This is a genomic window from Shewanella schlegeliana (genome assembly GCF_016765635.1).
GTDB lineage: Bacteria > Pseudomonadota > Gammaproteobacteria > Enterobacterales > Shewanellaceae > Shewanella > Shewanella schlegeliana.
In genome coordinates, this window is record NZ_JAESVD010000011.1 from 109,592 (window position 1) to 124,809 (window position 15,218).

Here is a 15,218-nt window from a genome sequence, read left to right on the forward strand (position 1 = left end):
ATAATCTTCGGTCGCTTTATCTATTTGTTTTGTAATTCTATTCAATTGCCAAGGACGTTGTATGGCCCAGTTTGATAAGTCTGTTTCCATCGTTGTCGATCCACATTCCCCCGAGAATATTGCCAATGCATTAGCCGAGTATCGTCAGCGAATAAGCGATGGTTCAGCGTTTCGCTTAAGCATGAATCTATTACTCAATGTGCTGTTTGTGAAGCCTGATGGCAGTGCTTTGACCTTGGATGATGCTGGGAGTAACCGCCCTTTAGTTGAGCAGGCTATTAATGCTTGCCGCTTTGACGAGAAACAGAGCTATATCACTGAGCCTGTGCTATTTGGCGCGGCATTGAACTTCCCTGAACTCATGCCAGCGGTGGTTGAAACGATTGAAGCTTTGGTGGCGTTTTCTCGTAGCCGTAACGATTCTAACGATCTCTGGCTAGATGACTACAACGCTTTCGCTGTCGAAGCCTTGTATATGCTGATAGCAATCGATAGCCGCTATAGTTGGATGTTAGCTCATTTTCTGGTGCCGTATTGGGATACCCAAACCATGACTGCGCCGTTGTGCTTACTCAGTGGTTTAGTAGGTAAACATGGCTGGACGCAAGAGCTGATCAAGGCTTATGTCTGGTGTGATGGCGCCGAGGTGCGCCGTTATTTTTATGAAGATATCAACTATGATGCAGTGCAAGCAGACTTGCTATCGCACCTGCAGTCTCAGCCTGAGGATTACGCTTATTTTAAAAGTGAGCTGGTCGAGCGGCTGCAATCTACGCCTATTTTGCAAACGGCAGATGAGCCTTACTCACTTGCGCAGATGTTGTTTGAATATTACGACAGCATGGGCGCTTGGCCTGTAGGATCCGAGCGCTGGCAGCTAGAAGAGCAGCCTGAACTCTCGCAAGAAGAGTGGCAAGACAAGGTCAAACAGCAGCTAATCTGTGGTGCTAAGGTTGAAGATGAAATCATAGCGCTTGCGGCCACGCTCACTGAAACTCGCAACGAGTCAGAATATTTCTCTGTAGCAGAGGCTCAGCGAAATGGGCTTGATAACGCTTATCAAGCCTGGATGGAACCTGCTGCAGCTGAGGAAGAGAGTGATGCCGAGCCACAGTCTGAATTAGAGCCTGAATTAGATCAAGAACCAGAAGTCGAACCAATCCAGTGGGATGAGGCAACGGGGCGTAAGATCTTTACCTGTTTGAACCCCAGAACCGATTTAATTACGCAAAGTCGACTTGAGCGGCTTAACGATGAACTTGGCTATCGTGACGGCCAAGAGATTATTGAGGCGCTGCCCTATATGCCGCTGCATTTAGGTAGCAGTACGTATTTAGCCTTGCGGCTGAACCAAGAACCAAGTAGTGATGAGTGTGCTGCTATTAGCCAGTGGCTTGAGCAGCACTTAAGTCAATTGCTCAGTGATTTTGTGCTTAAATTTTGCAAGGTTACCGACGACGATAGTGAGGCACTGCGGCAGTGGCTTTGTGGTTTAGAGCCTGATATTGAGCAAGTAGCTGCTGCCGATATTGATGCAAAAATGATTGAGCTGGTGCGCGCTGGTATGGCAAAAGATGGTGGCAAGTCTGGGCCTGAAATCAGTGCTAAACAGGCGGCTTATTGGACCTTGTTTACTCATGATGCTGGTCAGCGTTGTATGCTAACCATTTTACTGCTTCAAAGTGCAAGCCGATTAACTCAATGCCGCAGCTCGGAGCGACTCACTTCATCTAGCCCTGTTATTCAACTTGCCAAGCGTCACTGGCAACTGTGGCTAGCTATCGCGCCTCAGCGAGCAATTAATCGCATTGTAAAATTTAAGGCCGATTACCCGCTTTATGCCGCGATTGATGCTCAAGATACCGAGGCAGCGCTATTTGATTTGGTGCAGCAACATGGCGTATCAGAAGCCATGCTTGAGGCTTTTACTCTGATGACGGATCAGCAAGTCGCCGATTACCGGCCTGCCGACCCACGATTTGCTCGCCGCTACGCTGACAAAGTTGCGCAATATGCGGCATTAGATAGTGCAGATACAAGTATGATAGGGCGTCAGCAGCTACTGCAATTTGAGGCGCTATTACAGCAGTTGGAGTATTGCCGTGAAGACCAAGTATTGGCATTTTTCCAACATCTCAAGGCCGTGAATCCAAGTGTTGTACTGCCGATTATGCCAATGTTTGAAGCGGCTTTACTTAACACCTTAAAAGAAGATTTTGACGATGCCAGCGCGCAAACGGTGTCTGACAAACTGATGGCCTATCTTGGCAGTGGTGAAGGTTTACAGGAGTTGAGTCCACAGGCGCTAAAATTACCGAAACTTCAGGGCTGGAACCCCTATCCTATGTATCGTGGCAAGGTGGGGCCTGCTGATTTTGTCTGGCTGCTGCCAAGTGACATGGCAGGGCGTTTGACACTGTTTTTAGCACAGTTAGGTAAGCGTGGCCTGCACTGGCTGGGTCGATGCTCTGTTGAGGAAGCTTATGTGGCCTCTAGAATCCAAAGCGGCAAAATCACAATGGCAGAGCGCTGGAGTCACGGCGAGGTCGGTAATGAGCGTCACAGAGACAGTGATATTGGCGATGCACTGGATGTGGCTAAACAAGGTTGGGCACTAAATTGGCTCGATAAAGCGGGTGTACCTGAGGCCGCGTTAGTGTATTTCGCCGTGCATGAGGGTTATGAGCAGCAGGAGTTTGTACGTAGGCTTGCTGCTGAAAATCGCTTGCCGGATATGCAAGATTGGCTGACGGCAAATGAACGAGTGCAACTACTGGAGATGCTGCAAGGCGCTGAGTCACTGACCGACGCCACAGCCCAGAGTTTTTTACAGGATTGCTCTAGCGCAGTGAAACAACTGGCGAATAAGTTATTTGGTAACCGCTCTTAGTTGCTGACAGTTCTGGGTGGCTTTATTACAGCTGTGATTAAGTGGTAATAAAGCCATCCATCTGCAATCATCTTTAAAAAGGCCACTCTAATTTAAATCTCAGTCTCATTTAAATCGCCTAATTGAAATCCCTCTCTGATTTAAATCCCAGTCTAATTTTTATCTTAAACATTACGAGATAACGTAAACCTCCTCACCCCCTTTAATGCATCATCTCGATGCCAATCTACTCTGAAGACGATTAGTCTTTTAGTCCCTTAAACTCGCTCCTTAATACACCTTTAAAAGGCCTTTAGTGCCCTATTGGGAGTTTGGGCGGCTAGCTATTCGATATTTCGCTCTAATGTACCGAGTTGCCACTACCTCTTAATGGCTACAGGGGCGCGACCCCTTATGCCATCTCACTTTGCGTGAAATAAAGCAAAGCAGACTAGCGCTACGAGTGGTCGCTTTTGCAACTTTTTTGCGACTCAATAAACGTAAACTTGTGATTTTTACATCTAAAAAGATCTCTTGATAATTATTTAACCTGCTGTTTCTTATCGTAAATATCATTTTTATATCTAATCGGTTCTGATGGTTTTTTTAGTGTGCTGTAGCTCAGATTTTTACTGTTTTTTATATGGAAAATAGGCGTTGCTCAGTTGTTTAGCTCAATCGGTGAACGGTTAGTATTTAAAAAAAGCGTGTTTAAAAAAACGCGTAAAACAGTGAAAAAACAAAATAATGATAAGTAGGAGTGAATGATGAGACGGTGGAAACACAAGGTAGCATTAAGCGTGCTGTTTTGTTTTGGTGCCATTGCCAATGCGAACGCTGCTGGAAAGTATGACAGCATCCCTCAAATGGGAAAAACAGCAAAAGAATCGATTGCTAACTATCAAGGAACAGAACAGATCAACGGCGTGAAAACGCTGCAAGACTATATTGTTCAAGAAGAAGAGTTATTTGATTTCTTATTCGAAAACCATCCAATGTTTAAATACCAGCAATCAGGTAACTTAGTGGGTGATTACCACATCAGTGACCGTGGTGAAGAGTATTTAGATACGGGTCACAGCCCTGCATATAGTAAAGGTGTTGGTAAGCCTCGTGCGGTGCAGTACCGCCTTGGTGCTAAGTCTATTTTAGATTATCCAAACAACTTCGTTGGTCCTGAGAAGTGTGCTGAATGTCATGCGACTCAATATGAGAAGTGGCAGCGTTCACGTCATGCTAAAACAATTCGTTTCCCAGGTGATCATCCTGAAGTGAATAACGATATTGAACAAGCTATGTACGGCACGCCTGATACCTCAATCTTACCAGACGGTATTACGCCAGACGTTATCTATGCAACTGTTGGTACACCACGTACCAAGTACGGTTTCATCGATGCGTGGCTAGTACGTGGTACTTACCATATCGAAGGTGGTCTATTACGTGACGGTACCGGTAAGATGGTTGCTGGTGCTAACCAGTTCTCTCGTGGTTGGGCTGAATGGTTAACCCCTGAGATGGCGAAGAAGATTAACGATGTTATTCCTGCCTTCCCTACTACATTAGAAGCGTTTGGTGCATCGGGTTCTCACCAGAAGGGCATGAGCTCTTACGGTGCTAAGTACCGTGAAGCAATGTTGTTCCAACCAGCGAGTTCTTACTGTGAAATCTGTCATACGTTCAAGTTTGACTTCCAAAGCAAGCAAGAGTACTTCGACGCCTTAGGTGATCCTAAGAAACTTCAAGAGCACACTATCTCTAAAGGTATTGCTTGTGAAGAGTGTCACGGCGCGGGCGGTCACTTAGATGGCGGTACTGGCGGAATGCAGTCTAACTGTGAACGTTGTCACCAGCGCTTCCAGTATGACCCAACTCTTCAAGACACACCTGAAGCTCAAGAGAAAGGTGAGTACGCATTTGGCGTGAAGATGAAGTCTCTATGTCCATCTTGTGGTACTGAAGGTTCACAGATGTATAACTCTGTGCACTACGAGAAGGGCATGCGTTGTACTACATGTCACGATCCGCACGAAGTGACAGACGGTTCTTGGATGTCTGGCATCACTAAGCCAAAGCTTAAGAAAGACTGTAAAGATTGTCATGAAGCGCAAACACTGATTGCTGAAAACTCAGATACACACAACCAGCAAACATGTCAAAGTTGTCACATGCCTAACATGGGTAGCTGTGAAAACTTCAAGGCAATGCAGTTCCCTGACCAAGCTGGTTTCGACGCTGTACGTAAGTCACACATGTGGAAGATTGAAGTTGACCCAACTCTGAAGACACTTAACCCACCAGAAGGTGAGCCACGTACTGGTGGACCAGATGGCGTTAAAGGTTGGACAGTTGCTAAGAACGAAGAAGGTCGCTCATACCTAGACTTAATGTGGTCTTGTGCACGTACCGCTATCTCTGACCACGACGTGGTTGAGAACAAGGGTTGTCACAGCCAGTTCCAGTCAGAGCTTGAGAAAGGCCTACATTACGAAGACCAGTTAGAGATTTATGGCGAAGTAATGAAGATGCAAACACCAGTTAAGGAAACTTTCGCGAAAGTTGAGCAAGCTCTTGTACGCATCGACCAGCTACTAGAAGTGACTAAGTTGTCTACTGAAGACAAGACTCAAGTCCTAATGCTAGCTGAGAAGGCACAGGAAACTGTTGATCTAATCAAGAAAGATGGTTCTTGGGGTGTTCATGGCTTCCGTTATAGCCAGAAGCGTCTAGATGCTGCACTTACTTATGTTACACAAGCGCAAAACATCTTAGATGGAACAGGTTACGCAGCTAAGTAAGCCGCATAACTTAACCGCCTCGGCACTGACTGCTTAGCAAGATGTGTCGAGGCAATAGAGAGAAAGATTATGAAAAAAGCACTTGGTCAAATTCTTGTAACCTTCACTTTACTTGCTAGTTCTGCACACTGCTTAGCAGGTGGTGGCTCTGATATGGCACCTGCACCTCGCTATGAGCACCAGCTTCACACCATCAGCATGAGGGAAGCTGAAAGTCTAATAGGCAAAGAGGGCGTGTACTTTTATGACGTGAATACGCTTGAACTTTGGGCTGAGGGTTTTATTCCAGGTGCTATTTATTTCAACGTTAAAGATTGGAAAAAGTTACTGCCTGCTAATAAAGATGCACTGATGGTCTTCTATTGCGCAAACCGTCTTTGTAACGCGAGTGAAGTTGCAGCACATCATACGATGAAGATGGGCTACACCAATGTTAGACAGATGCCAGATGGAATTTATGGATGGCGCCTCTCTAACCGAGTAACAGAAAGACCGTAACAGCCGGATGTTGGGTAACAAAAGTTAAACGCAAATTGTTTATTTAAAGAGATGATAATGATGAAAAAATTTACAAAAACTACCCTAGCTGTTGTGACTGGTTTTACCCTGTTTATGTCTGCCAACTCTATAGCAAAAACAGAGCTTTCTACGGACGTACAAAAAGAGTCTTACAGTATCGGTGCCTCGCTAGGTAAGTACATCTCGGGTCAAATTTATAGCCAAACTGAACTTGGCGCAGAAGTGAATGTAGACCTGGTGATTGAAGGTGTTGTCGATGCGCTTAAGAACCAGTCGCAGTATTCAGATGAAGAGATCTTAACCTACCTCAATCAGCGTGCCGAACAGCTCAATACTGCAAGAGAAGCTGCAGAAGCTCAACTCGCGCTAGAAAGCTTAGTAGCTGGTAACGAATACCTTGCTGAAAACAAGAAAAAAGCAGGAGTTAAAGAAACGGCTTCTGGCTTGCAGTATGAAGTAATCAGTGAAGGTGAAGGTCGTAAACCCGATCCTCAAGATGTGGTTACTGTGCACTACAAAGGTTACTTAGTTGACGGTACAGAGTTTGATAGCACTTATGAGCGCAATGAACCAAACCGTTTTGCCTTAATGAGTGTGATTGAAGGCTGGCAAGAAGGGATCCCATTGATGAATGAGGGGTCTACTTACAAATTATCTATTCCAGCAGCACTTGCCTATGGCGACAAGCAAGTTGGCATTATCCCTCCTGGTTCGGCTTTAGTATTTGAAGTCGAGTTAGTCAAAGTTGAAGCGCCAGGCGAAAACTCTCATGGCATGGGCCTAAGTGGTATGGGCATGGGCGGCATGATGGGCGGCGGTCACTAGTTAGTAAAGCATGATAAAGCGTTAATTCGATTGTAGAGAGTCACTATGAATAGTTTAGCTATCGGCATCGCTGTCACCCTAGGTGCAGTCATCACCCTAATTTGGCGTCATCATCACTCTAGTCAAAAGCATGGTGTAACCCTGATAGCTGAGCCTAATGCTGAGGTATTCGATATGGATACCACAGGCATTAAGGTCCCTATGGCGCTATCTGTAGTGCTCTTTACATCGACCCTATTAATTTACTCACAACTCGGTCATTTCGATGGCTGGAACAAAGGAGTAGTAGACGAAAATATTGATTATCTGATCACCGCAGAGATCAATAAAAACGCAAAGAAAGTAAATGAGCAACCTAGCAATGAAATTGCATTATTAAATTTGGCTCAATCCTATGTGGATGGCGGCCTGTATAGCGAGTCGGTACAAACCCTCGATGAGCTACTCACACTCTCTGGCGACAGTGCCACAGTGCTCGGCATGAAAGCTAATGCCATGTACTACCGCGATAAAAGAGAGATGAGCTTAGACATTGATTTGGTTATCGCCAGAGCCTTAGCGCTTGACGAATATGAGCCTCAATCTCGCCTATTACTGGCCACCCACGCTTATCTAAATAGTGAGTATGAAAAAGCTATCGAGCAATGGCTAACCCTACTCAAAAGCGATAAGCAGAACTTTAACCGAGCCTCAATTAATAATGCAATTTATAGAGCCGAGCAAAAAATAGCTAATCGTTCAGTGGCTGCATCTGAGTAAAAGTCACGTAAAACCTAATAAGTATAAATATATCAGCCAAATAGCTGGTAGCTGGAGGATGCTGTGAGTGAAAATATAGAGAGACGGAGGTTCCTTAAGTGCTTAGGAGCCAGCTCTTTGATAATAGCGCCCTTAGGGTGTAGTTCGGTCAAAGAGGGGGAGTCAGATCCAAACAAGCCCCATTATGCGATGGTGTTTGATCAAAACAAATGTACTGGCTGCGGCGAGTGTAAAGAAGCCTGTAATCTAGCGAATAACTTACCTGAAGGTAAGTCTAGGCTGCTAATGGAACAGCACTCTGGTGGCATAGAAGGCCAGCCTTGTCCGCACTGCGGCAAGACCACTGAATGTGGTTGTGAGCGTAAGTTTGTGCGTGTTTCTTGTCAGCAATGTAAGAACGCTCCTTGTGTCACCGTATGCCCAACGGGTGCGGCGCACCGAGATGAGAAGACGGGCATTGTGACCATGGACGCGGCTAAGTGTGCTGGTTGTAAGTACTGTATTGCGGCTTGCCCATACGATGCGCGTTTTATCAATAAAGAAACCGATGTCGCCGACAACTGTGATTTCTGTTTGAACAGCAAACTTGCTATTGGCGAGTTACCAGCCTGTGTGCAGAAGTGCCGTTATGACGCACTGATCTTTGGTGATATTAACGATCCGACATCCTATATCAGTAAGCTATTACGGGTAAAAGATTCTGTGCGCGTTAAGCCAGGGTTTGGTACCGAGCCAAGCTTACGTTACATACCTATTGTTAAGCTAGGAGTATAGATATGGACGGCAATATTGAGTTTACAATGGGCTTGTCCCAAGGGCTTGCTTGGCCTTGGCCAATTGCTGTGTACTTGTTCTTTGCGGGGATCTCCGGTGGTGCGCTAGCCACGGCACTGTTCCTGCGATTCTACAAGCAGCAGACCACTAATACGCCATTTTATAAAGCAGCTGCATTGATCTCGTTTGTGACAATCAGCTTAGGTATGTTGTGTCTGGTTTTAGACTTGACCAATCCGTTGTTCTTCTGGCGAATTCTGGTTTACTACAACCTAAATTCAGTGATGTCTATCGGTGTTATCGCACTATCTGTGTATATCCCGTTAGTGGCACTAATTTGTCTATTTGCCTTCGAAGAAGAGATCCGCTCGGTTCCAGCACTGAAAGTGTTAGTGCCAGTGGTTGAAAAGCTACAAGGTGTGCGTCGTCCATGTGAAATGGCGGTTCTAGTGTTGGCACTGGCTGTATGTGCTTATACGGGCTTCCTTATCTCGGCGTTGATTCGTTTTCCTATCATCAATACCTCTGTGTTGCCGGCGCTATTTATCGCCTCGGGTATTTCAGCGGGTGCTGCAGCGGCGAAGATGCTTGCTGTGTCGATGTTCAAAGAAGACCTACATAGCCAAGATATGAAACTGCTGCACGGTGCAGAGTGGCCAATCATGTTTGCTGAAATACTATTCATCTTCATGATCGTGACCTCTCTAATGACGGGTAACGCGGGGGCACAGAGTGCGTTCGAAGCTTTCCATACCGGAGAGTGGGCTGCAGTATTCTGGTTTGGTGTTGTGGGTCTAGGTTTTGGTGGTCCACTGCTACTTAACTTTGCTACGGGTAAGACATTTAGCCACAGCGCTAAAGCCTTTTACCTCTCAGGCGTTTGCGCCGTGACCGGCATGATGTGTCTGCGTATGTTTATTCTGTATGCAGGCCAAAACTTCGCTATCTAGCCTTTGGCTGTTTAGTTAAGTTCGATAGGTTCGCTCCTAATACGTTGTCCCTGCAAGACGCTATTGGGAGTCGAGTCTGTTGCGTTAGTTGTCTCTCACCTTGTTGATTTACCTCCATGGATTAGCAAGGTGCAGAGTACCTCTTCTAATCACTTCGAGTTGGAATTTGTATGAAAAAGCTGATGCTCATTTTTTTGTTTGTCCCCTTTATGTTTGCTTGTAGCCAAGGCGAGGCAACCTCTCAGCCGACTCATGCGCAGGCGATTCATGATCATGACCGTTGCCACCTTTGCGGCATGATGATTACCAAGTACCCAGGGCCTAAAGGGCAGTTGAGCTTGAAGAACGAAACTATTGTGCCAAAGTTCTGCTCCACAAGGGATATGTTCAATTTTGCCCTACAGCCTGAGAACAAGCGCCAGATCACCGATCTAAAAGTCCATGATATGTCGGTGACGGACTGGGAGCATCCTGAGGATAGTGCCTTTATCGATGCCGAGTCTGCGTGGTACGTGTATGGCACCAGCAAAAAAGCCGTTATGGGACCTGCGGTTGCCTCTTTTGCTACCAAAGAGGGGGCTACAAAGTTTGCTACCGAGTTTGGTGGCGCAGTGCTCACCTATGAGCAGATCACCATCGGGCTGTTAGCGGGTGAGTAAATAGTAGAGATTACATGGAGCGTTTTATCCCATTAGCGATCAAATGAGGTGGTATTAAGCTATGAATATATCACTGCTAAACTCCCCAAAGCTGGGCCAACATTTGGCCATCCTGCGTCGGCTTATATTCGCGCTCATTCTTGGCTGTGGCTTCAATAGCTACGCCGAGGATCTCTTGGTATCGAATACCCAAGAGCTTAAGTTGGCACTGACCAATGCCCAAGATGGTGACAGAGTTATCTTGGGCTCGGGGCGTTATCAAGGCCCTGTGCAAATCCATCAATCTATTACCCTAACCAGCCTCGGTGACAGCATCATAGATGCCAATGGTATCGGCAGTGCCATTAGCGTGTTTGCGGCTAATGTGGAGATCTCTGGCCTAAGAATTGAGAATTGGGGGAATGATCATTATGAGCGCGATGCCGGGATCTTAATCGAGCCAGCCAGTCATAACATTAAGATCCATAACAATAACTTGCGTGGAGATGGCTTTGGCATTCGTGCCGATGAGCTTAATAATATTCAGATAAACGATAACGTGATTGTCGGTAATAACAGTCTATATATCCTAGACAGAGGTGACGGTATTCATCTGTTGCATGTCATTGGTTCGGTCATTGCCGGCAATACCATTTCTCAGGTACGAGATGGGGTCTATTTAGAGTCGAGCAGTAAAAGCAAGGTATACGATAACCAGCTATTCGATCAGCAATACGGTATTCACTATATGTATACCACCGATGATGAAGCCTTCAATAACCAAAGTTATCAGGTCGATGGCGGTTATGCCTTGATGAATTCAAAGCACATTCACCTGCACCGTAATCAGGTTTGGGATGCGATTGATTTTGGTATTTTGCTCAATATGACCGAACAGGCTCTTGTGGAACACAATCGGGTCGAAGGTATTGTTAATCGAAAAGAAGATCAAGTTCAGGGCCAAGAAGGTAAGGGGATTTTTGTCTATGGCGCCCGTGACAATACCATTATCAACAACCACTTCGGCCACTGCGATATCGGCTTTTATATGGCGATGGGGGGAGAGGGCAACCAAGTTTATGAAAACCAGTTTATCGATAATTTTTCTCAAGTGAAATATGTCGGTGATAGCCTACTGGAATGGAGCCATGCCGGGCGTGGTAACTACTGGAGTGGATACTTGGGTTGGGATCACAATTTAGATGGTGTGGGCAATACGGCTTATCGGCCTAATGATAATATCGATAAGTTATTTTGGCTCTATCCCGAGGCTAACTTCTTGATGGATAGCCCTATTGTGGTGGTGCTTCGCTGGGTGCAACGCCAATTTGAAGTCGGTGAGCCTAGCGGCATTATCGATAGTTTTCCCCTGTTAACGCCTAATCCTGCTTTCAACTATTAATCGTTAATGATTAACAGGCTGAACTAACAGGCAGTAAATATCAGCCATTAGGCGGTTTGAGTAATAGACGTGTTCGGAGAATCAATGAATCCTTGTTTAGCAGTATCGGCGCGTCATATCTCGCACCAGTTTGCTGGTTTTAGTGCACTCAATGATGTCAGCTTTGAGGTTAAGCGTGGGCAAACTATGGCGCTGTTAGGCCATAACGGCGCGGGTAAATCGACTCTGATTAAAATTTTGCTGGGCCTACTTAAACCCAGTGAGGGGGAGGTGATAGTTCTCGGCAAAAATCATAGTGAACTTAAGCAACGTAACGAGCTGAGAATTGGTTATTTGCCGGAGAATGTCAGCTTCTATGACAAGCTGACAGGCAAGGAGATTTTAAGTTACTTTGCCGCGCTTAAAAGGGTCACTAAACCACGAGTTAGCCAGCTTATTGAAGAGTTTGGACTCGAGTACGCCCAAGACAGGGCGCTAAAGACCTATTCGAAAGGCATGAAGCAGCGCCTTGGCTTTGCTCAGGCGATTTTGTGCGAACCAGAGTTGTTACTACTTGATGAGCCAACAGTGGGGCTAGACCCTGTGGCTTCCCAGTTTCTTTACGGCAAAATCGATGAGCTTAAGCAGCAAGGCTGTGGCGTTATCGTCTGTACCCATGAGCTGTCGCTGATTGAGAACAATATCGATATTGCGCTGATTTTAGCTAAGGGTGAGAGCCTAGCCAAGGGGAGTCTGGCTGAGCTTAGGCAAAACAGTGGCCTTAAAACTCGGCTCACGGCACCGAACTTGGCGAGCTGGGTTGCTCAGGAGCCAAGGCTCGCCGCCTATTATGCCGATGATGCGTTGCAATTGGATGCAGAGTCTAAGTCCCAGGTTTTACAGTTAGTCATGTCTGAGTGCCAAGTTTTTGATTTTAGCCTTACGCAGCCGGCTTTAGCTGAGATCTATCATTTTTATATGAGTCAAAATAAACAAACCCAAGCGGTGAGTTAAGAAGTGGTGAGTTAATATGTTGCGTTATTCTCCGGTGATGGTTATCGCCAAAAAAGAGATTAAAGATAGCCTACGCAATCGTTGGGTTATTTTTATCTCAATGATATTTCTAATCTTGTCTCTTAGCGTTACCTTTGCGGGAAGCGCCGTAGCAGGGCATCTGTCTCTGCCTGAGATCGATGCCTTGATGTCGAGCCTGTCGACGGTTTCGGTATTTATAATCCCCTTGGCTGCCATGCTCGTGAGTTACGATGCCTTTGTCGGTGAAGATGAATCTGGCACCCTGCTGCTGTTAATGTCATACCCTATCAGTCGGCTACAGATCTTAATGGGCAAGCTATTGGGTCATAGCCTGATCATGAGTGCCACTAGCTGTTTTGCATTCGGGTTAACCGCAGTGTTACTGCTAATCTTCGGTGAGGCTTATGAGTCTCAAGTGATACTAAGTCAGTTTTCTCAGTTCATCTTTAGCAGTATTTTACTCGCCGTTACCTTTATTTTGCTGGGTTATATCGTCAGCCTTAAATCGACAGAGAAGGCCAAGGCGGTGGGCAGCGTTTTATTCGTGTGGTTTGTATTTGTGTTGATTTACGATTTGATCTTGCTGGCGATATTGGTGGCGGATCTGTCCTTTATGAATCAGTACCTGATTAATGGCTTAATTGCACTGAACCCAACGGATCTGTATCGAGCGATAAACTTAATCGGTTCAGATGTGGCTAGCGGCAGTTTGGCGCTGCTCTCCTCATCGACCATGGGAAAGCTTGGCTTTTATTGCGCCATGTTATTGTGGATCTTGGCACTGTTGGCTATCGCCAATCGAGTCTTTCAGCGTCGAACTCTGTGAGCATAACGACTTAGCTGAGTAGATATAGTGCTTCTTTACAGTGAGTGGTTAGTCTACTTTTTAATCTGTAAATAGATGGAAAGTGGATATTTATATTCAATGTTGGATGCAGAGTTCAATTAAAATGTGAGATATGTGAACGTAAACAAGCAGATCTGGATTAGTTGATTTAATTTTCGGCGGAAGTCACATTTTTAATAATCTATTTTAGTAAACTAACATTAAGATTCGTTAATAACTTAGTTGCAGTTAATTGATTTAATGGGGGTTAAGGTGCATAAAGTTACTCCTTATCTGGAGTTGGATGAAGAGGCCAAACAGTTAATTGATCATGCGAACAATCAAACCATTACCTTAACGGTATCGGAGTCCGCAGTTTTACATCAATTGATCCTCTCCATGAGTTCTGTATGTACTAAAGAAGAGTTATTAGCTGCGGGCTGGCCCGATCGCGTTGTTGCTGCTACCTCATTAACCCAGTGTGTTAGTACTCTTAGAAAGAAATTAGAACCCTATCCAGAGGTGGTGCTTAGAACCATCGCCGGTCGTGGTTATCAACTCAATGTCTCTACTCGCTCTCATATTAAGATGCTCGCGGTCAACGATCCTGAGTCTATGCGTGCGGCTATTGTCGATGTCTCTCTACTGGTGAAAATCAGCGGTATCGTTATCGCGATACTCATCTGCTTATCTGTTTGGTATTTCAGTGATTATCATGGCGTTATCAAGGCTAAGAACAGCTGGGATTCAACTAAGAATATTGAGTTGAATATTGGCGGTACTAAGCAAGACGTCCAGCTTATTCATAAAGAAGATGTTAGTCACCTGCATGCCTCTATGTGGCAAAAACATCTTGCGCCTGAGTCGAATCATTTAACCGATATTAGTCAATTTAAGGGCTTTGCAGTAACCGATGGCCATTATTACTCGATGGCTGTGTGTCCCGAGGCAAGCGACTATGGCTGCTCCGGAAAAGGTTTAATCAATATTACTGCGATTGATTTGACACCTGCCGGTTTAAATATGAAAACCTTTACCGAGCTGACCCATGAGATGGAGCAGCGGATCCGTTATAACCGAGTCATTATTCCCCATGACGAGCCGGGTACCAGTGGTTTTATTGAGCACCATTATCATGCCGATGTTTACTACCCTGTGAAGGCTAATATGTTGGTACGCTCTGATATCAGCTTATCCTTGATTTATGAGGGAGAGAATACCGGCAAGTTCTACTCCGCAGCCTGTGTCACCGATGAAGAGTGTAAGACAACCCCAATCAAGTACAAGATTAAGGGCGACTTTACTCAGTATCGCGAGAAGATAGATGAGCTCGAGGTGGATGTTTTCCATGTCAAAGTCAGCCAAAAGGAGCTGATAAAGCCGGATCAGGTCAGTTCATCAGCGATGCATTTTTATCGTGAGATCCGCAAGCATGAAATCATCGATAGCGACCTGTATTTCTATCGCATATATAAAGATGCCGACACCGCAGTTTGGATTGTGCCCATTCTAGGCAATCTCGTGGCTTGGTATGAGTATGACAAGGTGAAGCTTTAAAAGAAGGTTCTAGGTTTAAAAGCAGGTACTAGGTACTAGGAAAAGCAGGATAAAGCTAAGACGGAATAGCCGGAAAAACTGAGACGGGAAAAGCCGGGTAAAGCAAAAGCTAAGAAGTGGCAAAGGTGGTGCTTTTGGTTTTTGTTGTTCCTAGTAGGGCGTAGCCCGTCCTCACAGCGAAGCGTCCTAGGATCTAGCTCCTTCTTTTAACGCTGTCTTGCCCATCATCACTCCCCATTTTTACTCAAGTCTCCCTATCGATCGCAGACATTTCTGTTAGATCCTTC

General features: G+C 45.6%; 12 protein-coding genes. All 12 read left to right on the forward strand.

Annotation, left to right across the window (positions count from 1 at the left end):
• The first annotated feature begins 61 nt into the window (after positions 1-61).
• The 12 genes from JMA39_RS17380 to JMA39_RS17435 all read left to right on the forward strand — a co-directional run bounded on the left by JMA39_RS17380 (position 62) and on the right by JMA39_RS17435 (position 14,931).
• Positions 62-2,890 (forward strand): hypothetical protein, encoded by a 2,829-nt coding sequence (locus JMA39_RS17380; protein ID WP_202723148.1) that lies wholly within the window; start codon positions 62-64, stop codon positions 2,888-2,890.
• A gap of 746 nt (positions 2,891-3,636) precedes the next feature.
• On the forward strand, positions 3,637-5,667 hold the full coding sequence (locus JMA39_RS17385; RefSeq protein WP_202723149.1) for a cytochrome c3 family protein: 2,031 nt from the start codon (positions 3,637-3,639) through the stop codon (positions 5,665-5,667).
• A gap of 69 nt (positions 5,668-5,736) precedes the next feature.
• The gene (locus tag JMA39_RS17390) at positions 5,737-6,165 is read left to right on the forward strand and encodes a rhodanese-like domain-containing protein (protein WP_202723150.1); all 429 of its coding nucleotides are present in this window, start codon (positions 5,737-5,739) and stop codon (positions 6,163-6,165) included.
• 60 nt (positions 6,166-6,225) lie between these two features.
• Positions 6,226-7,011 carry an FKBP-type peptidyl-prolyl cis-trans isomerase gene (locus JMA39_RS17395; RefSeq protein ID WP_202723203.1) on the forward strand — a complete coding sequence of 262 codons (786 nt, stop codon included), beginning with the start codon at positions 6,226-6,228 and terminating at the stop codon, positions 7,009-7,011.
• Between the two features lie 45 nt (positions 7,012-7,056).
• A complete protein-coding gene (locus JMA39_RS17400; RefSeq protein ID WP_202723151.1) occupies positions 7,057-7,770 on the forward strand; it encodes a tetratricopeptide repeat protein in 714 nt (237 codons plus the stop codon).
• A 63-nt stretch (positions 7,771-7,833) separates the two neighbouring features.
• Positions 7,834-8,544: a 4Fe-4S dicluster domain-containing protein gene (locus JMA39_RS17405; RefSeq protein ID WP_202723152.1), complete on the forward strand. Its 711-nt coding sequence runs from the start codon at positions 7,834-7,836 to the stop codon at positions 8,542-8,544.
• A gap of 2 nt (positions 8,545-8,546) precedes the next feature.
• Entirely contained in the window at positions 8,547-9,494 is a 948-nt protein-coding gene (nrfD, locus tag JMA39_RS17410; protein ID WP_202723153.1) for an NrfD/PsrC family molybdoenzyme membrane anchor subunit, read from the forward strand.
• 170 nt (positions 9,495-9,664) lie between these two features.
• The gene (locus JMA39_RS17415) at positions 9,665-10,153 is read left to right on the forward strand and encodes a nitrous oxide reductase accessory protein NosL (protein WP_202723154.1); all 489 of its coding nucleotides are present in this window, start codon (positions 9,665-9,667) and stop codon (positions 10,151-10,153) included.
• Positions 10,154-10,214: 61 nt separating this feature from the next.
• The gene (gene nosD, locus JMA39_RS17420; RefSeq protein ID WP_202723155.1) at positions 10,215-11,534 is read left to right on the forward strand and encodes a nitrous oxide reductase family maturation protein NosD; all 1,320 of its coding nucleotides are present in this window, start codon (positions 10,215-10,217) and stop codon (positions 11,532-11,534) included.
• A gap of 84 nt (positions 11,535-11,618) precedes the next feature.
• Entirely contained in the window at positions 11,619-12,527 is a 909-nt protein-coding gene (locus tag JMA39_RS17425; RefSeq protein ID WP_202723156.1) for an ABC transporter ATP-binding protein, read from the forward strand.
• Between the two features lie 16 nt (positions 12,528-12,543).
• Positions 12,544-13,374, forward strand: a complete 831-nt coding sequence (locus tag JMA39_RS17430; RefSeq protein ID WP_202723157.1) for an ABC transporter permease — start codon at positions 12,544-12,546, stop codon at positions 13,372-13,374.
• Between the two features lie 273 nt (positions 13,375-13,647).
• Positions 13,648-14,931 carry a winged helix-turn-helix domain-containing protein gene (locus tag JMA39_RS17435; RefSeq protein ID WP_202723158.1) on the forward strand — a complete coding sequence of 428 codons (1,284 nt, stop codon included), beginning with the start codon at positions 13,648-13,650 and terminating at the stop codon, positions 14,929-14,931.
• Positions 14,932-15,218 lie beyond the last annotated feature (287 nt).

Coding starts and splice junctions, on each gene's coding strand:
- JMA39_RS17385 (WP_202723149.1), top strand. CDS start 3,637: ATGAGACGGTGGAAACACAAGGTAGCATTAAGCGTGCTGTTTTGTTTT.
- JMA39_RS17390 (WP_202723150.1), top strand. CDS start 5,737: ATGAAAAAAGCACTTGGTCAAATTCTTGTAACCTTCACTTTACTTGCT.
- JMA39_RS17380 (WP_202723148.1), top strand. CDS start 62: ATGGCCCAGTTTGATAAGTCTGTTTCCATCGTTGTCGATCCACATTCC.
- JMA39_RS17395 (WP_202723203.1), top strand. CDS start 6,226: ATGAAAAAATTTACAAAAACTACCCTAGCTGTTGTGACTGGTTTTACC.
- nrfD (WP_202723153.1), top strand. CDS start 8,547: ATGGACGGCAATATTGAGTTTACAATGGGCTTGTCCCAAGGGCTTGCT.
- JMA39_RS17425 (WP_202723156.1), top strand. CDS start 11,619: ATGAATCCTTGTTTAGCAGTATCGGCGCGTCATATCTCGCACCAGTTT.
- JMA39_RS17415 (WP_202723154.1), top strand. CDS start 9,665: ATGAAAAAGCTGATGCTCATTTTTTTGTTTGTCCCCTTTATGTTTGCT.
- JMA39_RS17400 (WP_202723151.1), top strand. CDS start 7,057: ATGAATAGTTTAGCTATCGGCATCGCTGTCACCCTAGGTGCAGTCATC.
- JMA39_RS17430 (WP_202723157.1), top strand. CDS start 12,544: ATGTTGCGTTATTCTCCGGTGATGGTTATCGCCAAAAAAGAGATTAAA.
- nosD (WP_202723155.1), top strand. CDS start 10,215: ATGAATATATCACTGCTAAACTCCCCAAAGCTGGGCCAACATTTGGCC.